This is a genomic window from Nostoc sp., from assembly GCF_036918245.1.
In the GTDB taxonomy this organism is placed as follows: domain Bacteria; phylum Cyanobacteriota; class Cyanobacteriia; order Cyanobacteriales; family Nostocaceae; genus Nostoc.
Window position 1 is genome coordinate 23,331 of sequence record NZ_JBALEF010000001.1, and the last position, 21,226, is coordinate 44,556.

Sequence of the window (21,226 nt, forward strand, 5' to 3'; positions counted from 1 at the left end):
ATGGACTTCAGTTGGAAAGACTGGGGCTGTTACTGTAGCGTCTTTGAAAAAGAATTGCTGCCAAATTAGTCACTAAACAGGTGATTGCTAGCCACAGCAAAATATAAGTAGGAGCCATCACTACGCCAATCAGGAACCAAGTATATACGTGCAATATCATTACAGAAGCGAAAAAGCTAGCGATTCCAGCAGATTGCCACACTTGATGCGATGGGCGGCGTAACGCTACCAGGCTGATCGTTAAAATTGTGACAAGCAAGTTCGCTGGTACGAGAAATGCACAAATACTTATGCAGTTGCCACGAGAGAACTCAGCTAAAGTGTTAAAATCGAGCATTAATTTTGTTGGGATAGATGTTAACTTTTTAAGAATTTAGTTTATTTTATTTAAAATGACGAAATATATATTAAGGTATGAGTGAGTAATCACATTGCAAATATAACATAATTTAAACTATGGAGTTGCGTTTTAATACTACCAATAGTTAGTTAATTATAAAATTTTTGGATAACTAGGGTGGAAAACACCCACCCTAGCCGAATTAACCCGGTAAAATTACCGTATCGATAACGTGTACCACACCATTATCAGCTTCGATATCTGCTGCTAAAACTGTGGCATTTTTGACTTCAAAACCATCAGAAGAATCAATTTTAATCGATGAACCTTCCACAGAATTAACCGTACCGAGTTGTGCCAAATCAGTCTGTAGCAGCTTTCCTGGAACGACATGATACTTTAAAATCCGCGTTAGCTGGGGAATATTTTGTAACAGAGTTTGGATAGTTCCCGCTGGTAACTTGGCAAAAGCATCGTCATTTGGTGCAAAGACAGTGAACGGGCCAGGACTTTTTAATGTTTCTACTAAACCAGCAGCTTGTACAGCTGCCACCAGTGTTTTAAAAGACTCAGCCGTAACTGCAATATCAACAATATCAGCCATATATTTTACCTAAATCTCTGCAAAAGATTTTAAAGGATAATAAACCTCTTTTAAGTTTTATTAAACAAAATAAATTTAAAATCAGGTGTTGAATAAACTACACCTAGACGCGTACTCCCGTCAGACATCATCTTATGATGTTTCTAGGAAAATTCCATTATAAAAGAAATGTCTGATCGCACGTATGCCATTCTGGGAACTGGAGCATTAGGTGGATTCTATGGCGCTAGACTGCAAAAAGCTGGGTTGGATGTCCACTTTTTGCTCAAGAGTGATTACGAACAGGTAAACAAATATGGTTTAGTGGTAGAGTCCAAAGACGGTGACTTTAACCTTCCCGAAGTCCACGCCTACAACGACGTAGAAAAGATGCCACAATGCGATGTGGTGGTGGTGGCACTGAAGACAACGCAAAACCATTTACTACCAAAGATGTTGCCACCTGTAGTTAAAGATAATGGGGTGGTGTTGGTATTACAGAACGGACTTGGTGTAGAAGAGGAAGTCGCTGGAATTGTTGGTAATGTAACTGTTATCGGTGGATTGTGCTTTTTATGTTCTAACAAAGTGGGGCCAGGGCACATACACCACCTAGACTATGGGCAAATTGTCTTCAGTGAATATACCCCTAATTATCAGCCTGCTGGGATAACTCAGAGGATGCAGCAAATTGCTGATGATTTTGAAAGCGCTGATATCTCAATAGAATTAGCCGAAGATTTATTACTAGCACGTTGGAAAAAGCTGGTGTGGAATATCCCCTACAATGGGCTTTCTGTGATTCTCAACGCCAGAACAGATGAATTAATGGCGTATGAATATACTAGCAAGTTAGTTGAACAGTTGATGTATGAAGTAGCGGTGGGGGCGAAAAGTTATGGGCGAATTATCAGCGATCGCTTCATTCAAACAATGCTCGATTATACTGTCAAAATGACACCTTACCGCCCCAGCATGAAAATTGACTACGACGAACATCGTCCCTTGGAGATAGAAGTAATTTTCGGCAACCCATTACGAAAAGCCCAAGCAGTAGGTGTGGATTTAGTGCAGATTAGCTGTTTATACCACCAGTTGAAGTTTTTAGATGCCAGGGGAAAGTGAGGGAGATGGGGGAGACAAGAGAGGCAATTCTTTACTCCTAACTCCTAACTCCTAACTCTTAACTCCTAACTTGCTACTCCCCCAATTTTTAACGCAGGGATTCAAAAATGACTGCTATTGTAATTAAACACAACAGGATAATTCCCAGTGGAAGCAAAAATTGTTGTAAAAGGTACAGCAGTATGGGTATGATTTGTAAGATACCCAAACCACTTGATAAAACGTAAGCGATCGCAATGCCGAATAGCACCAACAAAAAATATTTTAAGGATTTAGAGGCAAAGCGAAATAAAAGCGTATCCTGATTTGCGTCCATAGTTTTACTCACGAAAGTAGCTAAATTTTGAGCAATGGATATTCTTTTTGATTCCCCCACTCCTCATTAAAAAAGTAGGCTGTGGGGAATCAACAGTATTAGTTTTAAAATTGGATAATTGCCTTGTTGGTTGAATTATTCAAAGACTGTTGCTGCTTTTGTGGATTATCTTGCTTTTCATAATTAACTAATAGTTGGAATGAAATAAACAAGCCCAACAACAGGAGCAAAAACGAGCCAAACCCAGAGGAATACTTATTTATTTCTCGCTCAACACCACATTTGAGGCAGACATATCTATTGGGATTACGCGTATCTTGGGCAAAAGGGCACTGATTTTGATTGCAATCATGATGACAATCTTTGTCTAACATCATTGAACCTCCTGTAAAGTAAAGACTTACATACTTAGTTGTAAATACGCTCTACAGAATCTAGTTAGTTAATACGCACTGCCTGTTTAGTAGACACCACTTTCATCAGTAGTTAATATGGCAGAGTAACAGCTGTGATTTACTAAACTTGCAGTAGTAGCGCTCTCTAAATCTCTCCTCAACCACCTTTTCTTGACGCTTAACTTAACTTTGCCTGTATTACTTACAAGAGTAATACAACCACAAACGCTTTGCAGTAATATAAAGTAAGTTTCCTACCGAGTAGGAAAAAGTATCTTGTAGTATGGCGGGTAGGAAGAAGTAGTAAAAATATCGTTATAATGAATTACAAATGATACATCAAGTTCGCAAATGGGTGTAGAAGAAGCCTTAGAGTTTGTAGATAACTTGGTTTTTCTCAAGACGGGAGAACACTTAGATAAAACTCAAAGGATTATCTTGCGTCATTTGTGGGAGGATGAAAGGCGAACTTACCAGGATATTGCCAACAGGCGTGGTTATACAGAAGCGCATTTAAAATCAGTTGGCGCAGAACTTTGGCATTTACTATCAAAAGTGCTGGGAGTGAAAGTCTCCAAATCTACCTTCCAAGGCGTGGTTCAGGGATTTAGAACAACTCAACAGTCGCTAAAAATCAGCCAGATTCCCAATTTAGAGGGCAATGGCACTAAACCCCAAGATTTAGATTCTAACTTCGTAGGGCGCGATCGCCAAATAGCCGAACTCCACACCTTAGTCAGTCAGGGAGAAAAAGTTATCCTCATCCAAGGTGAAGGTGGTGTTGGCAAAACAAGATTAGCACGCAAATATTTTAAAAGTCAAAAATTTAATTTTGTACTAGAACTGTGGATGGCCACAGAAATCCAAAACCTTACTCCTGTAGAGAGTGTGGTTGAAGAATGGCTACGGCGATACTTTAACGAAGAACCGGGAGGAGACTTTGGTATCAGCTTAGAACGACTACGGCGCAAACTCCGAGAACAAACTTCTAAAATTGGCGTATTTATCGATAATCTAGAAACTGCTCTCGATAAAAATGGCAAGTTTTTAGAATATCGTCGCCCTTATGTTGAGCTATTGAGAGTATTAGCAGATTCGGATGTGCATTCTGTTACTTTAGTAACAAGTCGTGAGCGTTTACGGGAGTCTAGTGTAGAGGTTTATCTCTATCCACTCGAAGGTTTAGATGATGAAGCATGGCGAGAGTTTTTCAGTAATTGCCACATCAATTGTGATTATACTATTCTCGGTGAAATGTGCAGAGCTTATGGAGGGAACGCCAAAGCAATGCAAATTCTCCGAGGAGCAATATTGACAGATTTTTCTGGTGACATACACGCCTATTGGCAGGAAAACTGTACAGATTTATTAATAGAAAGAGAGTTAAAAGATTTAGTTGCCAGTCAATTTACCCGTCTCCAAAAAAATGACTTAGAAGCCTATAGCCTCCTGTGTCGTTTAGGATGCTATCGTTATCAAGATATTCCTTCATTATCGATCGAGGGAGTTTTTTGTTTACTTTGGGATGTACCAGAACAAAAACGTAGAAGTATAATTAAAGCTCTGCAAGATTTGTCTTTAATAGAAGCAAAAAAAGGACAATATTGGCTACATCCGGTAATTCGTGATGAAGCAATTAGTAGATTAAGATTAGTCAGTGAAGAATGGGAATTAGTAAACCGAAAAGCCGCCGAATGTTGGACGCAACGAGTTACAGAAATCAAAAATATTACAGATGCATTAACAGCTTTAGAAGCTTATTATCATTATGTAGAAATTAGTGATTTTGAGCAAGCTGGTGATGTAATTTTACAAGGGCGAGGTAAACAGTGGAGTATAGGTTTGCCTTTGGGTTGCTCTTTTTACCAGCTGGGACTGCTCCAGAAAAATTTCTCTGTCATTAAACGGATAATAGACGATATAAAATCGCAAGAAAGACTAATTAGACTTTACAATATCCTTGGCTATACATATCGAATTATCGGTTGCATTAGAGAAGCTATAGAATGCTATGAGAAATCAGAAGAAGTATTAGGCAAATTAGATGTCAAGCAAACAAAAATATCTATTTTGTTCAATACAGGACTTTGTAAACTTGAATTATGGGAAATAGAAGCAGCCGAAGATTGTTTCAATTCTGTTTGTAGCCTTGCTGAACAGAATAGCAACCTTGATGATTATATGACTTATAGTCAATGCTGTTTAGCTTTGATAAAATCACGCACTGGTAGTGGAGAAGATGCCTTTCATCTTGCTGAAGCTGCCTTTTCTGCGATGTCATCATCAACTAGAGTAACTTTATGGGGAATCGGGCATAGTTTAGTAAGTCTCTGCTTAACTTATAAGAATTTAGGTAATCTTAAAAAATCCTTTGAGTTATGCCAACGAGCTATATTTCATGCTGAAGAAAACAACTTTACCCAAATCAAAGCTAAAGCTATAAGTTCTCTAGCTGAAATTTTTAGAGAACAGGGAGAATTTACCAGAGCAATTTTTTATCATTCACAAGCAATAGAAATTCTTGATAAAATAGGTGCAAAATCAGACTTAGCTGAGGCTTATTATCAGTTGGCATTGACTCATAAAAAAATGGGTGAAATTGAGCAGAGTAGGGAAAGTTTTGTCCAAGCGATGTCTGCGACGGGCTACGCCTACGCACTCTTTAACGAAATGCAAGCACCCCGGCAAGTTGAAAAAGTACAAACAGCAATGGAGTATTTGGAAAAATAAGTTATTTGATTTTAACTAACGACTTTCCGGCTAATAGCCTCTCCAATCTCCATCAGTGTCTCTTCCTCTTCGGGAGTAAATTCGTAGGGAACTGGCTTGGCAATGCCCAAGATACCATGCAATTGACCATTCAGCATCAGCGGCACTGCAATCGAGCCTTCTACCTTCGTTTTCTTTGCTGAGGGCCTCGCCACTCCTGATTCGTCGGTTTGCAGGTTGCAAATCTGTACGGGTCGCTTGCGTTCGGCGGCGACACCGGCCATTCCTTTGCCAATGGGAATTATCGTCATTTTAGGCAAAAGCAATTCTGGAATGCCTTGGTAAGCCTTTATGTGGAATAACTGGCTGTGTTGATTTAGGGTATGGATGCTACCTGTAGAACAGTCGAAAGCGGTCAGGATTTCGGTCAGCAGTCGGTTCCAGTCGATGACAGACCCTTCATCAGTCAGGGTATCAAAAATGGGTTTGGTTTCTGAAGTCATAGTCGCAGGAAATAAAGTTTGATCGTAAACGCGGAAAGTAATTAGAAAAATTCACTTAGCAAAACCAATCTCCCCTTTCCACATCCCGTGAAAAGTCAGGGGAATTCATGGGGCGATCGCTCCTGGAGAGGTCTGTTGTCTCCATAATATAAATACAAGGCGTGCGCTCATTAGAGGTTTTATGTCCCTAACGCTTGAAGACTTGGAAAAAATGCAGCAACAGCACCCTGACTTTCGCATGGAACTGGTCAAGGGTAATATTATTGTCATGAGTCCATCAGGATACGAATCAGATGAAGTCGCAGCTGAAATGGTAGCCCAGTTACGTAACTGGGTTAGACCGCGCAAACTGGGACGAACAGCAGCTTCTAGCGCCGGTTTCAGATTGCCCAATTCCGATTTGCGCGCACCAGATGCCTCATTCGTTTTAGCCGAACGCTTGCGTCGCAGTCCCAAGTCCTTTGCTCAATTGGCTCCCGATTTGACTGTAGAGGAGAAGTCCCCTAGCGATAATTTAGAGGATCTCAGAGCCAAAATTCAAGAATTTCTGAGTTTGGGAACTAAGGTAGGAATTTTGCTCAATCCAGATGAGCGGATTGTTGAAGTTTACAACTTTGGACAAGAGGCAATAATACTTCGTGATGGCGATATTTTAACTGTTCCTGAACTGCTCCCAGGATGGGAAGTACCAATTGCAGATTTGTGGCCTCTAGAGTTTGATTAGGATAGTGGTAAAAAATCCTACAGACATAGATGGATGGAATTAGAAGTTTATGCGATCGCTTTCAGTACAGATGGCAAAACTTTGATTAGTGGCAATAAGGATAAAATTATCAAAAAATTATCAATATTTGGCAACTACTATAGTGATTTAGTCTCTCATCAACTGAGGGACGGTAGAATATACCTAATTTTCGTAGCTTCAAAAGCCAAACTATGACGATGCATTCCACACTCCAACGTGCATTTACTAACCGCCGCGTTCTAAAAGTGATCAGCGGTTTGAATAACTTCGATGCCGCTAGCGTCGCTGCTACTGTCAAAGCTGCTGAATTTGGCGGTGCTACTTTTGTCGATATTGCCGCCGATCCAGCTTTAGTCCAGCTAGCTAAAAAATTGACAAATTTACCTATTTGTGTTTCAGCAGTAGAGCCAGATAAATTTGTGCAAGCAGTGGCAGCTGGTGCTGATTTAATTGAAATCGGGAATTTCGATTCCTTCTATGCTCAAGGACGCCGCTTTGAGGCTCTGGAAGTACTAGCGCTGACTAAGCAAACCCGCGCTCTCCTCCCAGAAATCACCCTATCTGTCACCGTTCCCCACATCCTGGAACTAGATCAACAGGTACAGCTAGCAGAAGAATTGGTGAAAGCTGGAGCAGATATTATCCAAACCGAAGGCGGTACTAGCAGTAACCCAGTTCACCCCGGAACTCTAGGATTAATTGAAAAAGCTGCTCCCACCTTGGCAGCAGCTTTTGAGATTTCCCGTGTAGTGTCAGTGCCAGTATTGTGTGCTTCCGGCATTTCTAACGTTACCGCACCGTTAGCGATCGCGGCTGGTGCTGCTGGTGTTGGTGTTGGTTCCGCCATCAACCAACTTAATAGCGAAGTCGCAATGATTGCTGCTGTGCGCGGCTTAGTAGAAGCCTTAGCGACTGCAAATGCAGTAATGAGTTAGGAGTACAGACGCGATTAATCGCGTCTGTACAGGAGTGATGAGTTAGGAGTTGAAGAAACTTATTCATCCAAAACTTCTAACTTCTAACTTCTAACTCATAACTTCTTTCAACGCATAAATCACCTGGTCTTGCTGCTGTTGTGTCAGTTCTGGGAACATAGGCAAGGATATAACCTCATGGCAAGCTTGCTCTGCTATTGGTAAGTCGCCAATTTCATAGCCCAGACTTTGATAAACTGGCTGCAAATGTAAAGGGTGGGGGTAGTAAATCATTGAACTCACGCCCTGTTCTTGTAATTGACTACGCACCCAATCTCGATATTTGGCGCTAGCACCATTGCGCCCTTCGCCTGATATGCGAATAGTGTATTGATTCCACACCCCAATACCCCCAGGTAATTCTTGGGGCGGGACAATCCCCGGAAGTTGACTGAGGAACTGATAGTAATAATTGGCGATATCTCGGCGGCGATCGTTCCAAATATCTAAATAACGTAGCTTAATCTGCAAAATGGCTGCTTGGAGAGCGTCTAATCGGCTATTTACACCGATTTCTTCGTGTAAATATCGAATCTTACTACCATGATCTCGTAGGATTCGCAATTTAGTGGCGATCGCTGGATCGTTAGTCGTTATTGCTCCACCATCGCCGCAACCACCAAGATTTTTGGTAGGGTAGAAACTAAAGCAACCAATATGTCCAATACTTCCTACTTTTTCATCAGCCCAAATCGCGCCTGTAGACTGAGCGCAATCTTCAATTATTGACAAATTGTGAGACTGAGCGATCGCCATTAATGATGTCATATCCACAGGTTGTCCAAATAGGTGAACCGGGATAATCGCTTTAGTTTTAGGTGTAATCGCTGCTGCGACTTGCTCCACATCTAAATTAAACGTAGTCGCGTCAATATCAACGAAAACAGGCTTTGCACCCACGGCGCTAATTACTTCAGATGTCGCAATAAAGGTAAAAGGCGTTGTAATCACTTCATCGCCTGCACCAATGTCCAAGACTCGTAACGCCAAGTAGAGCGCATCAGTACCAGAATTACAAGCCACACATTCAGTAACAGTATTATAAGCGGCAAACTGTTGTTCAAAGCCTTCGACTAAGGGGCCGCCGATATAGCGGCCAGAAGCTAAAACCTCTAAGACGGCTGCACTTACTTCTGCTTCGATGGTGGTGTATTGCTGCTTGATATCAAAAGCAGGGATGGGATTTACACTTTGGATCATGAGTTCTCATTTTATCGGGAGATACAAAGGATGCACTTCGACAGTCAATTTTTGCTGATTGAATTGTTAATCAAAGAGGAGCTACTAAAAGACTATCGCCCAAGATACGCATCTATTAGGGTTTTTACTTAAATTGTGGTGCGGGAAACCACCGCACATTTAATTTACAGATAGTAGGCATACTAGTACCGCAAGGCGGAAGTCAAAAGTCAAAAGTCAAAAGAATTGTATTCCCAGCTCTTGCGGCATTTGAAATGGTATGTTTATTTCCGCGCCCGCTGTACTAGGTGTTTGCCATGTTAAGGTTGTACCATTTTGGAATTTTGAATTGATGAAAGTGATATATATCAACCAAGATCCAACACATCTGGTCAAAGTTCCTCTTGTGTGGGCTGCTTTGAGAAGAAAATACCAGGAGATAGAGAACCCATGCAGGATCTGATCAAGCTGGATTTTGTGGATTTAGCTATTGCTGTGGGATTGATGGCGATCGCCATTGGTTTATCTGCTTGGGAAAAATTAGGATTAGAGTTGAACCTAGCCCTTGCTACTGGGAGAACCATCTTACAACTTCTTGTATTGGGATACATTTTAGATTTCATCTTGGCTTTAGACAATGCTTGGGCAGTTTTGGCGCTATTAGCAATAATGCTGACAATTACGGCGATTGTCGCACGAAATCGCATCAGCCAAAAAATTCCTCATCTGTTGCCTTTGGTGTGGGGTGCAATTTTAATTAGTACCGCCGTGACAGTGTTTTACATCAACTTCTTGATCGTTCAACCAGAGAGATGGTACGAACCACAGTATATAATTCCCCTAGCAGGGATAGTCTTAGGTAATGCTACCAATGCAGCTGCGTTAGCAGGCGATCGCCTTGTTAGCACCATTAATTCCAGCCATCTCGAAATAGAAACCCATTTAAGCTTAGGTGCAACTCCAGAGCAAGCAGTTAGCCAGTATCGCAAAGACGCCATCAAAGCCGGATTGATTCCTACTCTCAATCAAATGATACTCATAGGTATGGTCGCAATACCAGGAATTACCACCGGACAGTTATTAGCTGGTGTCAAACCTCTAGATGCTGTCTCCTACGAAATTTTGATTATGTTCATGGTTGCTTTTGCTAACTTGTTGACAACAGTTTTAGTCACGAGGGGGTTGTGTCGTCAATTTTTTAATTCTGCCGCGCAGTTGGTGAGATGAAGAGTGTCTGTTAGCGGATAGCTAAGGTTTAGCCCGTGCTGAGTAGGGTGAAGGGATTAATCTACTAGTCTGTCAAGTTTCAATTGATGGGTAAGCAAGTTCGTAGTAAGGACTTTAGTCCTTATTCTAGAAGCACTAAAGTGCTTACTACAAACTTTTCATTACTATCTTAGACATTGTACTACTCCAAAATAAGTATTTCATTTCCTTGTAGGGGTACACAGCTAGCTATGCGCCCCTTTGAAGTCTCTACACAATTGAAATATGAAAATATTTTGGAAACGCATCTATCCTATGAAGTATTTTATGCAAAGCATAAATAAATCTTTATATGGTTATTTAAAAATAATCTAATTTCAATATTCAAACCTGACGCTGTAAAGCTGAGAACTCAACGCATTGCCGTCTATCGGAGATAACAGAACCAAAAGAAGAATGTCATCATTAGGAGATGTACCTTTGGTCAAGCATGTCAAGTAGGTGAAATATTTATTAATATTATTAATAGATAGTAAATGTAAATTCAGCGTCAGGAATCCGAAAAAATTCTTAATGGCAGGTATTTAGCATCAATCACCAGATTCTTCACCAACGGAACAGAAGATTATGAAAGATCAAGAACGATCAAACTCTAAGGAATTCGTCGGAAATCTCAAAAATGGGATTTGGCTGTTTGGCCTGTCATCCTGGGTATTTGGCATTACCGATCGCAGTATTGCTTCATTTGCAGATGGCTATCTATCTGCTTTGGATTTGACGCAACTATTTACGGCGGCTACATTCTTTGTGGCGTGGCTATTTTTGAAACCCACTTCCAGAGTGTAAGTTAACTAACAGATTAGTATCCAGTCACTTTTGACGCTAGTAGGATCGAGATTTAGAAAGTTATCTATTTGATGCCATAAGGGGTGTGCGACAGAGTGCATAAATTATTTTGCATCGATCGCTATCAAGGTAATTCGTAAAATCTCCGAATTACCCTGATTTCGAGTTCTTACGAGAGAGAATCAGGATCTATACCAAGTTTGTGCAACCTCTATGCCAGCATTTGTGCATGTTCTGCCGGCGTTAGTGTATCTAAAAAAAATTTTCTAATTTTCCGGAATTGATTATGTTCAGGTGGTAGTCTTTATCAGATTAGCGATTTATACTGAAACTCATATAACGAACCTCCGGGGAATATAACCCCATTACGGATTAAAAGCCCGGTCTTCATGGCCGGGCTTTTGCCAAGAATAAAAAAAATTGGGGTAACTCTGGAAAATCCCAGAATTACCCCAAATTTTAAAAGTTACGAATTGTTCTTAACTCCTAACTCTTGTAAAGACGCGATTAATCGCGTCTCTACTCCTAACTCCTAACTACTCATTAAATTAGGCAAAGGCAGCGGTTGTCACATCGTTATTCGAGAGAATTTCTTGCAACTCTTCGGCGTCTACTGTTTCTTTATCAACCAACATTTGCGCTAGCTGATCTAGAACGTGGCGGTTGCCTACTAACACTTCTTTAGCGCGTGTATAGGCTACATCTACAAGTTTGCGGACTTCTTCATCAATGGCAGCAGCGGTTTCTTCAGAAAAATCACGCTCTGACATGATATCGCGTCCGAGGAACATATTACCTTGTTGACGACCAAGGGCAACAGGGCCTAAGCGATCGCTCATCCCAAATCGGGTAATCATTTGACGGGCAACACGGGCTACCTGTTGTAAATCATTAGAAGCACCAGTGGTAACTTCTTCTTCACCAAAGATTAATTCTTCAGCGAGCCGACCACCCAAAGCCACAGCCATCTGATTTTCCAGATAAGCGCGGCTGTACAAACCAGTGTCCATCCGGTCTTCGCTGGGGGTAAACCAAGTTAAACCACCTGCGCGACCACGAGGGATGATGCTAATCTTTTGTACTGGGTCATAGTCAGGCATCAAAGCACCAACTAAAGCGTGACCAGCTTCGTGATATGCCACCAAGGTTTTACGCTTTTCGCTCATTACCCGGTCTTTCTTCTCTGGCCCAGCTAATACGCGATCGATCGCGTCGTTGATTTCATCCATCGAAATTTCAGTCAAATTCCGGCGTGCTGCCAGAATTGCGGCTTCATTCAACAGGTTGGATAAATCAGCACCAGTAAATCCAGGAGTCCGACGGGCAATTTTATCCAAATCCACATCTTTCGCCAAGGTCTTGCCACGGGCGTGTACCTTGAGGATTTCGCTGCGTCCGGCATAGTCGGGACGGTCTACCACAACTTGACGGTCAAAGCGACCTGGACGCAACAGGGCTGCATCTAGAACATCAGGACGGTTGGTAGCGGCAATAATGATGATGCCAGTGTTGCCTTCAAAGCCATCCATTTCTGTGAGCAACTGGTTGAGGGTTTGTTCCCGCTCATCGTTACCACCACCTAAACCAGCACCCCGTTGACGACCTACAGCGTCAATTTCATCGATGAAGACGATACAAGGAGCATTGGTCTTAGCTTGTTCAAATAAATCGCGGACGCGGGATGCACCCACACCGACGAACATTTCCACAAATTCCGAACCGGAGATTGAGAAGAAGGGTACACCTGCTTCACCAGCTACAGCACGAGCTAGGAGAGTTTTACCTGTACCAGGAGGGCCAACTAACAACACACCTTTAGGAATTTTTGCACCAACAGCAGTAAAGCGATCGGCGTTTTTCAAAAAGTCTACGACTTCGTTTAATTCCAACTTGGCTTGGTCAATACCAGCGACATCGCCAAATGTCACCTGAGTTTGTGGTTCCATTTGCACTCTGGCTTTAGATTTGCCAAAGTTCATCGCTTGGCTACCTGGGCCACTTTGAGCGCGACGTAGTAAGAAGAATAAGCCAACCAAAAGCAATACAGGGAAAAATAAGCTGCTCAGTGCCTTAAACCAAAATCCTTCGTCGGTTTGGGGCAAAACAGAAATATCAACGCCTTTAGAAGTCAGAGTATTAATCAAATCTGGATCGTTGACTAAGGTAACAATCCGTTTAGCTGGGTCATATTTGGGTGTAACTAGTGCTGTAGAGCGGTCTGCACTCAAACTGACTTTTTCTACTCTGCCTTGCTGAACTTCTTGAATAAAGCGACTATATCGCCATGTCTCTCTGCTTTGGGGTTGTTTGTCAAAAAATGCTGTTCCCAGCGCAATTACGACAATAAACAGCAGCGCGTACAGCCCTGCATTTCTCCATCTTTTATTCACTAAGGTCTATCCTCCGGTATTTTTCGCGCCATCGCCTAGCTTCTCTGCTCGCAAAAGTCATTATTAAGAATTATGTTAACTTATCTTAAGATATAACAAATTTGGCGTGGATGTCATGCTAAAAAAAGCTCCCTTATTAGCTGAAAACTATGATGGTAGGGATTACATTGTAGCGACCCTGAAGGCAGATGAACGGTATGAATGGGAATAATTTCTACCACACTATTAGTGTAGGCGATCGCTTCAAATCTCTGGACTAACTCGACGCTCCAAGTTTCTTCTCGCACTGGCTGGTGGTGGTTTTGCAACCAGTTTATAAGTTGCGATCGGATAATTCCTGGCAAAATTCCGGCTGTCAAAGGTGGCGTGTACCAACTGCGATCGCACCATCCCCAAAGGTTGCCTGTACTGGTTTCTAGCCAATTTCCTTGAGCATCGACTAATATTGCTTCTTGAGCATCTGAGCTAGTTTTTGCCAACCAAGCACTCAAATAGTTTCCAGTTTTATGAGAGGGGAGAGAGCGAGAAAATTCTGAACTGGCAATAGCGCAGGAAATACCATTATTTTGTTTTTCTGTCAAATTTTGTGGTAAGAATCTACCAGTTATCCATTCCCGTCCATCGGGAAAGAGGGTAATTCGGAGAACAGGAAAGTGTGCCAGAAGAGTTTGAGCGCCTTGACGCAGACGGTTCCAATCGGGTTGCTGCCAGCCAAAAGTTTGTAATGAGAAAAGTAAGCGATCGCAATGTGCTTGCCAATTAGTTAAATTACTATCTAGAGAGTTCTCATAAACCCGCAATGTTGTAAAAACAGTTGCCCCATAAAGTAAACCCGGATCGTTAATGTTTAATTCTAGGGTTTGAGAGTGAATTAATTTGCCGTCATACCAAAAAATATTATTTGTCACAACCAAATTGCTTGTTGCTACAACTCTATTGAAAAATGATGACTTGTAATGCTCATACGCTGCATGAGATAAAACCTGTGGGCTGCAAATCGCTGAACACCAGAATCTAGACTCAGGTGTTTACAGTCATGATTTCTGGCATATTCAATTAGCCACTGAAATAACTGTTGACCATAGCTGTATGACCGCTTCAACTCATCAACAACTAAATCATCAATGTATAAAAGCTTTCCTGATGCTAAACAATTAGAAATGCGAAATCCAGCGACTGCTACAGCTTGCTTTTCTACTTCCAAGAATGCAAGTTGATATCCTTCTTTCATTTGATATCGAACTTGTTCTACAAACTTAGTCTGCTCAAGGTGAGGGCGCAACTGAGAGATAACAGGAAAACACCCTAATATTTGAAAGTCAGATTCTGCCAATTGTATTGACATCGCTATTACCTTACTCAATCATGCATGAGAAATTTGAAACCAATTAGGTGAATATAATTCTCTACTGCACTTGCAGCAACTCATGATAAATAATAATTTAATCTTTAGGGGGAAATATAATTTTATAAGTACCTTCAGGAGTTGTAACTATTTTTCCTCCCAAGGCTTCGATTTCCTTAATTGCGCGTTTCTGAGTTCTTTCATCAGCATGATTATTTAAAACCATTGACCATGTATAAATTTGAGCATATTTACTGTTAGGATTTAGACTCAGAAATTCAGCAGTTCTTTGGGAAGTATTAGCTATAAGCTGACTCTCTGGATCTGAAAATTTACTTGCCCAGTTTGCCGCTGTTGCAAAAGACTGTTGGGCAGCTTGAGCGTTGCCTAAAAATAATAACTCATCAACTCCTTTAAAACGCCATATATAATAAGACTTTTCGGGAACTGACGGAGATATTGATTTTAAGCCTTTCTCTGATAGTGCGATCGCACGTTCTGGCATACCAGCATACAATGAAGTACTAATCGAAAGACTGCGATACGCTGCTAAAAATCGCGGGTCACGTTCTAGGATAACTTCAAAATATTCTGGACTTAAACTGTAACCTGTTTTATCCCGAACTTCATCATCTCCGAAATATTGGAGAAAATTGAGATATACCAAATCTGCAATGAAGTTATCATAACCAAAACTAGGCATTTTATCGAGAAAATTAAGACGGATCTTTTCAGATTTTATTTCTTTTTCTAGAGTTTTAAAAGAGGCAGATTGTTTTCTGTTTATTAGTTTTTGCAATTGAGGGAATTGAATCAAGCCAACTCCTAAAATACACATACAAATTACAAAAGGTGTAGCAAAAGCTTGACGAGATAACAACATATTTTCCTTGGCTTTATGATCGCAGTCATATCATTGTATACATAGTGGTATAAGAAAAGTCAGGCCTACTTGTACGTCTAAGCTTTGCTAGGTAAGATAAAAAAAGTTGACTCAAATAAACTAATTTTATTATATAGTGCCTATTAATACTTTAATTTTATCTTTGCTCTGAGATATATTTGAGTGTTATTTGTATAAAAGTAATATCTAATTTATACCGATTAGAACGAAACGCCCAAAAGCTAATTAAATAATTATTTCAGAATCACGCTACTTAGGACAATGGGGAAACCCTACGGCAGTGCTGGATGCACTGCGTTGCAGTGCATCCAAAATCTAAAATGGTATTATTCTTTTTCTAAGATAAATTTGGCTCTTGGAAATCATAAATTTTTTTAGTAAAAAATTTTAAAATATTAAGTTGTTTTGACTTTAATTACTTTTTTTTAGTAAAACCCTTAAAAATTTTGACATAACCTATAGTTGTATCTTGTTTATATTTAAATTTGTCTGTAACCTCTAAAACATCATGGTGAATAATACTCTTAACGAAAACACAGAAACTAATGGTCAAGCCATAGAAAATTGGGAAAGTAATAGTCAATATAGCAAACCAAGTAGTGAATTTAAAATAAAAGTTAAGAAGCTGAATAGTAAGGGAGAAGGATTCAATATTGATGAAATTATTGATGCTATTCAAACAGCAATAGTTGAAGTTGTCGAGCTAGAAATTACTACTTGGGTTCCAGAATCATCTACCCACTTAGAATAAGTACAAGGGCAGCAAATTGCTCAAACAGGTAATCGAATGCACACTAGAATCAATCTAATTGATGGTGATATAACTAATGAAGTTGGTAGTCAATTTGTTGGGAGCGGTCCATATACAGAACTTCGCGAATTTCATCTAACTCAAATCAAAGAAAGTCGGGAAATTATGCAAAAAAATATAGAAAGTTTGCAGAAGTTGTATGGATTTTTTATAGAAATTATGAAATCTCGTAAAACTTCACAACAATCGCTATCCCGTCCCCAGAGTTAATATTTATTAATTGATATTAACCCAAAAATACTTACAGGATATGAACTTGTCCACACCTGTAGGTTAATTTGCTTTAGAGAAATCAAGGAAACTATGCCTAACAAAATTCAAGAACAAGCCAAAGATTTGCTAGAAAAAGTAGTCTCATCTGTACATGGATTAGTTGATGATATTACAGCTTTAGAAGTAAATACAATGGTTGTAGACCAAATTACTGGCGCAAAGTTTAATGCTTGGCAGGCGTATGAAGAGATTTATTCAATAAATGACAAAGACTACTTTGATAGCAAAGGAATTCCAAATCCAGACGATTTAATAGAACCAGAAAAAACTCAAGCTCAAGAGCTACGCAAGCGTTATACAAGTCTATTTTCACAACTTGAAAGAGAATATTTTTACATTCTCCTTGAACAAAGTAATGAGACTAGTGAGCCAGACTCCAGAATCATACAATATCAGGAGCGTCTTAAATATCAGGTAGAACATAAAGCAAATATTGTTCCAACTGATGAGGTATACATAAAGTTAGCTCAACCAATATTGCCTGCTCCAACTCCTGTTGCAGATCAAGAAGATAATAATCAAAAAAAATTGCGGCAAAGGTGGCAAGAGGTTGAAGCACTTTTGAATAATGATAAATTTATTCGGACACTGCGGAAAATGTCTGAACTAAAAGCGGCACTTAATAGTGACAACATTACCAGTGTAGATATCGATATTATTTATGCTCAAACTGTTATGCAGTTAGATGGAGATATTATTAGTCGTTACCATAAAAAGCTATTTCAATTATCTGAAGGGGATAGAGATTTAATCCTAAAAATACATAATGAAGGGGTAGTTGCTGGAGAGAAACAGTGGCGTGGAACACTAGATTTTCTGATTGGTATTATACAAAATATTGCAAAATTATCCCGACAATGAACGCTGATAAAATACACACAGATAATGAAGCTGATGTTCAACTCTCTTTTTTTGTGCAAATACCTCAAGGCACTCTAATTGAACTTGAAATTAAGGTTGAGCCAGGACAGTATGCTTTTTATCTAAATAAGGCAGTTTTAAAACAAATTGAGGAAGCGCGAAAAATAGGCTGCTCTGTGTACATTCCGCCGAAATTAATAGCTTATCTTTTGTATTACAACTGCTTTAGTGATAATCCTATGCAATACCAGAAATTAGTAGTTGCTAAAAAAAACTTTAAAACTTTAAAAATTTTTGATGACACTTTTATAGTAAGTTTTATCAAATTAGTTGGGAGTAAATTATTACAAAATAAATCGACGTTACAGTACGGACTTACTTTTAATTTGTATTATAGACAAGATACATCAGCTTTATATTTGTGGAAAGAAGAAGATATTGTTTTACAAAGTAATATCTTATTTTATGGCGACATAATTCACAAAGTCAGGAGTAATTTTATCCAAAATCCTGAGTGTTTAAATATTGTTTATGTACATTATTGGCTGATTGAAAAAATACTAAGTTATCTTCAGACTAAATTAAATTTATTAACTTGGGAACTAGCTTCGCTTTTCCCTGCTGCTTTTTTTACTTGGAAATTACATTTAGCACTTTCATTATCAATACTTGTTGGGCTAGTAACATCTTTTGTATTTGCTACTATTCGCCATTGGCTTGTTAATCAACTTCCAAGATGGACTTATATTAATTCTCAATATCGCAATTGGCTGGCGTGGGGAATAACTTGTGTCACTTCTGGTATTTTTATTTTTACTCCCACTGATTTCTTATTTTTGCTATTTTTGTCACTAATTGGGCCGTTATTACAATGGGTTTTTAGTTTTATAGGAGGGCAAATTGGTAAGGTTTTTATGCGTTGGTTACTAGCTTGAAAATCGGGTGTGAGGCATTGAAAAAGATATTTTTTCGTGAAAGACTATTTTAAGAAAAAGATTAGGTTAGCTGAAATATTAAAACAATCTTACCCAAATTAAATCAGACTTTCTAATTACGTTTCAACAACTGCCAACACTGTTGAGCGATCGCCCAATCTTCTTGAGTATGAATAACTAATACCCGTACTGCTGAATCGGATGTAGCAATATCCTTATCCACTGGCTGCTGTTGATTTTTCTCAAGGTCTATTTTCAATCCGATAAACCCAAAGGCTTCACAGGCGGCTTGGCGAATTTGTGGAGAGTGTTCACCCACGCCTGCTGTAAACACTAAAGCATCTAATCCGCCCAAACTAGCAAGCATTGCGCCGATACCAGAACGCAAGCGATGCACGTAGATATCCCACGCCAGTTGAGCGCGGGAATTACCTTGAGCGTAGGCGTAGCCCGTCGTAGACATCGCTTCTCTCACTTCACGCATATCGCTAGATACACCCGAAATTCCCTTTAACCCAGAAGCTTTATTTAATACCTCATCCAACTTTTCGATAGAGTAATTGCAGTGCCGCAACAGATAAATCAGAATCCCCGGATCGACTGAACCAGAACGACTACCCATCATCAATCCTTCTACGGGCGTGAATCCCATAGTGGTATCAATACTGCGACCGTTTTTAATCGCCGCTAAAGAGCATCCATTTCCCAAATGGCAGATAATTAACCGCTCAGATGCAACATCTCGACCGAGAATTTGGACAGCACGTTCAGAACAGTATTGATGACTGATACCATGAAACCCGTAGCGACGAATACCTTGCTCTACCCACTGATATGGGCCGGGATAGATTGCTGCTGCATCGGGTAAAGTGGCATGAAATCCGGTATCAAAGACTGCTATTTGAGTGACATTTTTTAAGATTTGTTCAATTGCTTCTATGCCTTCTAGACCCACTGGATTATGTTCTGGAGCAAGGTTAGACAGACCAGCGATCGCCTTTTTGACATCCTCCGTAATCACCACACTATCTCGATAATCTTCTCCACCATGTACTATCCGATGCCCCACCACATCGATTTCTGACAAGCGATCGATTACCTTGGTAGCATCATGACTAAGTGTATTGAGCATATAGGTGAGGTGCGCCTGTGGGGAATCACCAGAGATTGATTTTTGCAGCGTTCCACCCGTAGCAGTTTTCACCTCAATTTCTGCCACACCCCGATCTTGAGTCCAGTTGATTTTCCCGAACCAAAGGGGTTGGGGTGCTTGGGTGGGCAGAGTTTCATCTGCAATTTCATATAGACAACTCTTTTGGCTGCTCGATCCGGCATTCAGTACCAATATCTTCATAGTGACAACAGAAAAACATCACCTCCTTTGATCGTGCCACTAAATCTGGCTTCATGCTTAGTACAGTTTTGCGTAAAAGCGTAGCGTTTTTAATGCAGGGGAACGCATTAACAATGTAAGCTGACACATTAACAGTAGTTTTCTCAACAATGGATAAGGGTTTTAAGAGTATGCAAGAAAGGAAACCCCCTACTGAAATCGTTATACTAACTGTGGGAGGCTGTTTATCTATCCAGCCAGATTCCATAGTTGTGTTTTTTTATAGCTTGTTGCACTATGTCCTTCTTCAAAACCCCGCTGATTGGTTTAAAAGCTGACTCATTTCGTCATCCATTAGACCTGGAAGCTACCAGAGCGCTCAAGCAGATACCAGGCATAGATATGTTGGTGCGAAATTGGCTTGGGCCAATGGCAGAGCAGGTTTTCTATGTAGAAAATATTGCCTCTAGCATTCTGGTGGGTGAAAACCAACTGCCTGATTTATACAAGCTGTTGTTAGATGCCTGTAAAATCCTGGATATAGATCCTCCCCAGTTGTACGTCAGGCAACATCCGGCTCCCAACGCCTATACTTTTGCTGTGCGGGGTAAGCAGCCTTTTGTTGTGCTACACACTTCCCTGATTGATATTCTTACACCAGAAGAAATACAGGCAGTAATCGCCCATGAGTTGGGTCATCTCAAGTGTGACCATAGCGTTTACTTGACACCTGTAAATTTATTAATATTAGCTGCGGCGATTGTGCCCAATGTGGGCACCTTCGTTGCTCAAGCCATACAGGCGCAACTTTTGGAATGGGTACGTTGTGCTGAGTTTACCTGCGATCGCGCCGCATTACTAGCAACCCAAGACCCGAAAGTTGTCATGTCGGTGTTGATGAAGTTGGCAGGTGGTTCTCCCACCTTAGCGCCCCAACTGAATCTCGATGCCTTTGTTGCCCAAGCCCGCGCTTACGATGATATTAGCAAGACGGAACTGGGTGAAATGGTCAAAGCTGCCCGTACAGCCCAATTAACCCATCCAGTGCCAGTACTACGGGCGCGAGAAATTGACCGTTGGGCAAGTAGCACAGAATATCAAACTCTGTTGCAAAGTCACGGACTGAAATCTACTAATAATGAAGTTGCGCCCAAAGGTGGATGGCGCAATTGGTAGGGCTTCTATTTACAACCGCTTTTTCGCTACATACAGCGTATTTCAGGTAAATTAAGTACACGGGTAGGGGCACAACATGTTGTGCCCCTACGATTATCTGTACTTCACCCTGCGGGTGACGCTCCTGCGTCGCTAACGCTGCGCTAACAGCAGTCGCTCATGGGGGAAACCCCTTGGTGCTAGCCTCTCCCTTTGGGAGAAGACCGCGCTGCTTCACCAAGTTGCAATCTGCTGTAAGTACAAAAGTGTTAATAGATGGCAAGAAGCGATCGCCAAA

General features: G+C 40.6%; 23 protein-coding genes. 12 read left to right on the plus strand and 11 right to left on the minus strand.

Annotation, left to right across the window (positions count from 1 at the left end; all coding sequences use genetic code 11):
- Window positions 1-7 precede the first annotated feature (7 nt).
- Entirely contained in the window at window positions 8-337 is a 330-nt protein-coding gene (locus V7L12_RS00110) for a hypothetical protein (RefSeq protein ID WP_335080961.1), read from the minus strand.
- Between the two features lie 205 nt (window positions 338-542).
- Complete coding sequence (locus tag V7L12_RS00115; protein WP_335080963.1) at window positions 543-944, minus strand: fasciclin domain-containing protein; 402 nt, start codon at window positions 942-944, stop codon at window positions 543-545.
- Window positions 945-1,112: 168 nt separating this feature from the next.
- Between V7L12_RS00115 and V7L12_RS00120 the strand changes: the two genes are divergently transcribed.
- Window positions 1,113-2,048 carry a putative 2-dehydropantoate 2-reductase gene (locus tag V7L12_RS00120; protein ID WP_335080966.1) on the plus strand — a complete coding sequence of 312 codons (936 nt, stop codon included), beginning with the start codon at window positions 1,113-1,115 and terminating at the stop codon, window positions 2,046-2,048.
- Window positions 2,049-2,136: 88 nt separating this feature from the next.
- Here the strand turns inward: V7L12_RS00120 and V7L12_RS00125 are convergent, their stop codons facing one another.
- Both V7L12_RS00125 and V7L12_RS00130 read right to left on the minus strand, forming a co-directional pair.
- Entirely contained in the window at window positions 2,137-2,364 is a 228-nt protein-coding gene (locus V7L12_RS00125) for a hypothetical protein (RefSeq protein WP_292779432.1), read from the minus strand.
- A 104-nt stretch (window positions 2,365-2,468) separates the two neighbouring features.
- Window positions 2,469-2,741 (minus strand): hypothetical protein, encoded by a 273-nt coding sequence (locus tag V7L12_RS00130; RefSeq protein ID WP_335080968.1) that lies wholly within the window; start codon window positions 2,739-2,741, stop codon window positions 2,469-2,471.
- A 369-nt stretch (window positions 2,742-3,110) separates the two neighbouring features.
- Here V7L12_RS00130 and V7L12_RS00135 point away from each other — a divergent pair, with 369 nt between their 5' ends.
- A complete protein-coding gene (locus V7L12_RS00135) occupies window positions 3,111-5,489 on the plus strand; it encodes an AAA family ATPase (protein WP_335080970.1) in 2,379 nt (792 codons plus the stop codon).
- An 11-nt stretch (window positions 5,490-5,500) separates the two neighbouring features.
- Here the strand turns inward: V7L12_RS00135 and V7L12_RS00140 are convergent, their stop codons facing one another.
- Entirely contained in the window at window positions 5,501-5,971 is a 471-nt protein-coding gene (locus V7L12_RS00140; RefSeq protein ID WP_335080972.1) for a GAF domain-containing protein, read from the minus strand.
- A gap of 181 nt (window positions 5,972-6,152) precedes the next feature.
- Here V7L12_RS00140 and V7L12_RS00145 point away from each other — a divergent pair, with 181 nt between their 5' ends.
- The 3 genes from V7L12_RS00145 to V7L12_RS00155 are packed head-to-tail and all read left to right on the plus strand — an operon-like array spanning window position 6,153 to window position 7,651.
- Window positions 6,153-6,695, plus strand: a complete 543-nt coding sequence (locus V7L12_RS00145) for a Uma2 family endonuclease (protein ID WP_335080974.1) — start codon at window positions 6,153-6,155, stop codon at window positions 6,693-6,695.
- Between the two features lie 33 nt (window positions 6,696-6,728).
- A complete protein-coding gene (locus V7L12_RS00150) occupies window positions 6,729-6,911 on the plus strand; it encodes a hypothetical protein (RefSeq protein WP_335080976.1) in 183 nt (60 codons plus the stop codon).
- Window positions 6,908-7,651, plus strand: coding sequence for a DUF561 domain-containing protein (locus V7L12_RS00155; protein WP_335080978.1), 744 nt, complete (start codon window positions 6,908-6,910; stop codon window positions 7,649-7,651). The genes V7L12_RS00150 and V7L12_RS00155 overlap by 4 nt, the downstream gene beginning before the upstream one ends.
- Before the next feature lie 90 nt (window positions 7,652-7,741).
- Here V7L12_RS00155 and V7L12_RS00160 read toward each other — a convergent pair whose 3' ends face one another.
- Complete coding sequence (locus tag V7L12_RS00160; RefSeq protein WP_335080980.1) at window positions 7,742-8,890, minus strand: DegT/DnrJ/EryC1/StrS family aminotransferase; 1,149 nt, start codon at window positions 8,888-8,890, stop codon at window positions 7,742-7,744.
- 429 nt (window positions 8,891-9,319) lie between these two features.
- Between V7L12_RS00160 and V7L12_RS00165 the strand changes: the two genes are divergently transcribed.
- Entirely contained in the window at window positions 9,320-10,096 is a 777-nt protein-coding gene (locus tag V7L12_RS00165) for an ABC transporter permease (RefSeq protein WP_335080982.1), read from the plus strand.
- A gap of 606 nt (window positions 10,097-10,702) precedes the next feature.
- Window positions 10,703-10,921, plus strand: coding sequence for a hypothetical protein (locus tag V7L12_RS00170; RefSeq protein WP_292858214.1), 219 nt, complete (start codon window positions 10,703-10,705; stop codon window positions 10,919-10,921).
- 548 nt (window positions 10,922-11,469) lie between these two features.
- On the opposite strand, the gene ftsH3 is transcribed toward V7L12_RS00170, so the two are convergent.
- The 4 genes from ftsH3 to V7L12_RS00190 all read right to left on the minus strand — a co-directional run bounded on the left by ftsH3 (window position 11,470) and on the right by V7L12_RS00190 (window position 15,539).
- Complete coding sequence (ftsH3, locus tag V7L12_RS00175; RefSeq protein WP_334924929.1) at window positions 11,470-13,311, minus strand: ATP-dependent zinc metalloprotease FtsH3; 1,842 nt, start codon at window positions 13,309-13,311, stop codon at window positions 11,470-11,472.
- A gap of 113 nt (window positions 13,312-13,424) precedes the next feature.
- A complete protein-coding gene (locus tag V7L12_RS00180) occupies window positions 13,425-14,219 on the minus strand; it encodes an aminotransferase class IV (RefSeq protein WP_335080984.1) in 795 nt (264 codons plus the stop codon).
- Window positions 14,220-14,236: 17 nt separating this feature from the next.
- Window positions 14,237-14,656 (minus strand): GNAT family N-acetyltransferase, encoded by a 420-nt coding sequence (locus V7L12_RS00185; protein ID WP_335080986.1) that lies wholly within the window; start codon window positions 14,654-14,656, stop codon window positions 14,237-14,239.
- A gap of 97 nt (window positions 14,657-14,753) precedes the next feature.
- On the minus strand, window positions 14,754-15,539 hold the full coding sequence (locus V7L12_RS00190; RefSeq protein WP_335080988.1) for a hypothetical protein: 786 nt from the start codon (window positions 15,537-15,539) through the stop codon (window positions 14,754-14,756).
- Between the two features lie 529 nt (window positions 15,540-16,068).
- On the opposite strand from V7L12_RS00190, the gene V7L12_RS00195 reads away from it, so the two are divergent.
- From V7L12_RS00195 to V7L12_RS00210, 4 genes are all read left to right on the plus strand, one after another.
- Window positions 16,069-16,311, plus strand: a complete 243-nt coding sequence (locus V7L12_RS00195; protein WP_335080990.1) for a hypothetical protein — start codon at window positions 16,069-16,071, stop codon at window positions 16,309-16,311.
- A gap of 36 nt (window positions 16,312-16,347) precedes the next feature.
- The gene (locus V7L12_RS00200) at window positions 16,348-16,581 is read left to right on the plus strand and encodes a hypothetical protein (RefSeq protein ID WP_335080992.1); all 234 of its coding nucleotides are present in this window, start codon (window positions 16,348-16,350) and stop codon (window positions 16,579-16,581) included.
- A 93-nt stretch (window positions 16,582-16,674) separates the two neighbouring features.
- Entirely contained in the window at window positions 16,675-17,505 is an 831-nt protein-coding gene (locus V7L12_RS00205; protein WP_335080994.1) for a hypothetical protein, read from the plus strand.
- Entirely contained in the window at window positions 17,502-18,440 is a 939-nt protein-coding gene (locus tag V7L12_RS00210; protein ID WP_335080996.1) for a hypothetical protein, read from the plus strand. Before V7L12_RS00205 ends, V7L12_RS00210 begins: the two co-directional genes overlap by 4 nt.
- Before the next feature lie 112 nt (window positions 18,441-18,552).
- Here V7L12_RS00210 and V7L12_RS00215 read toward each other — a convergent pair whose 3' ends face one another.
- A complete protein-coding gene (locus V7L12_RS00215; protein WP_335080998.1) occupies window positions 18,553-19,794 on the minus strand; it encodes an acetate kinase in 1,242 nt (413 codons plus the stop codon).
- A 276-nt stretch (window positions 19,795-20,070) separates the two neighbouring features.
- Here V7L12_RS00215 and V7L12_RS00220 point away from each other — a divergent pair, with 276 nt between their 5' ends.
- Window positions 20,071-20,949, plus strand: coding sequence for a M48 family metallopeptidase (locus tag V7L12_RS00220; protein WP_335081000.1), 879 nt, complete (start codon window positions 20,071-20,073; stop codon window positions 20,947-20,949).
- Window positions 20,950-21,226: the final 277 nt, after the last annotated feature.

Excerpts from the sequence above, each read along its gene's own strand:
- V7L12_RS00110 (WP_335080961.1), bottom strand. The coding sequence starts at position 337 with ATGCTCGATTTTAACACTTTAGCTGAGTTCTCTCGTGGCAACTGCATA.
- V7L12_RS00115 (WP_335080963.1), bottom strand. The coding sequence starts at position 944 with ATGGCTGATATTGTTGATATTGCAGTTACGGCTGAGTCTTTTAAAACA.
- V7L12_RS00120 (WP_335080966.1), top strand. The coding sequence starts at position 1,113 with ATGTCTGATCGCACGTATGCCATTCTGGGAACTGGAGCATTAGGTGGA.
- V7L12_RS00125 (WP_292779432.1), bottom strand. The coding sequence starts at position 2,364 with ATGGACGCAAATCAGGATACGCTTTTATTTCGCTTTGCCTCTAAATCC.
- V7L12_RS00130 (WP_335080968.1), bottom strand. The coding sequence starts at position 2,741 with ATGATGTTAGACAAAGATTGTCATCATGATTGCAATCAAAATCAGTGC.
- V7L12_RS00135 (WP_335080970.1), top strand. The coding sequence starts at position 3,111 with ATGGGTGTAGAAGAAGCCTTAGAGTTTGTAGATAACTTGGTTTTTCTC.
- V7L12_RS00140 (WP_335080972.1), bottom strand. The coding sequence starts at position 5,971 with ATGACTTCAGAAACCAAACCCATTTTTGATACCCTGACTGATGAAGGG.
- V7L12_RS00145 (WP_335080974.1), top strand. The coding sequence starts at position 6,153 with ATGTCCCTAACGCTTGAAGACTTGGAAAAAATGCAGCAACAGCACCCT.
- V7L12_RS00150 (WP_335080976.1), top strand. The coding sequence starts at position 6,729 with ATGGAATTAGAAGTTTATGCGATCGCTTTCAGTACAGATGGCAAAACT.
- V7L12_RS00155 (WP_335080978.1), top strand. The coding sequence starts at position 6,908 with ATGACGATGCATTCCACACTCCAACGTGCATTTACTAACCGCCGCGTT.
- V7L12_RS00160 (WP_335080980.1), bottom strand. The coding sequence starts at position 8,890 with ATGATCCAAAGTGTAAATCCCATCCCTGCTTTTGATATCAAGCAGCAA.
- V7L12_RS00165 (WP_335080982.1), top strand. The coding sequence starts at position 9,320 with ATGCAGGATCTGATCAAGCTGGATTTTGTGGATTTAGCTATTGCTGTG.
- V7L12_RS00170 (WP_292858214.1), top strand. The coding sequence starts at position 10,703 with ATGAAAGATCAAGAACGATCAAACTCTAAGGAATTCGTCGGAAATCTC.
- V7L12_RS00185 (WP_335080986.1), bottom strand. The coding sequence starts at position 14,656 with ATGTCAATACAATTGGCAGAATCTGACTTTCAAATATTAGGGTGTTTT.
- V7L12_RS00190 (WP_335080988.1), bottom strand. The coding sequence starts at position 15,539 with ATGTTGTTATCTCGTCAAGCTTTTGCTACACCTTTTGTAATTTGTATG.
- V7L12_RS00195 (WP_335080990.1), top strand. The coding sequence starts at position 16,069 with ATGGTGAATAATACTCTTAACGAAAACACAGAAACTAATGGTCAAGCC.
- V7L12_RS00200 (WP_335080992.1), top strand. The coding sequence starts at position 16,348 with ATGCACACTAGAATCAATCTAATTGATGGTGATATAACTAATGAAGTT.
- V7L12_RS00205 (WP_335080994.1), top strand. The coding sequence starts at position 16,675 with ATGCCTAACAAAATTCAAGAACAAGCCAAAGATTTGCTAGAAAAAGTA.
- V7L12_RS00210 (WP_335080996.1), top strand. The coding sequence starts at position 17,502 with ATGAACGCTGATAAAATACACACAGATAATGAAGCTGATGTTCAACTC.
- V7L12_RS00215 (WP_335080998.1), bottom strand. The coding sequence starts at position 19,794 with ATGAAGATATTGGTACTGAATGCCGGATCGAGCAGCCAAAAGAGTTGT.
- V7L12_RS00220 (WP_335081000.1), top strand. The coding sequence starts at position 20,071 with ATGTCCTTCTTCAAAACCCCGCTGATTGGTTTAAAAGCTGACTCATTT.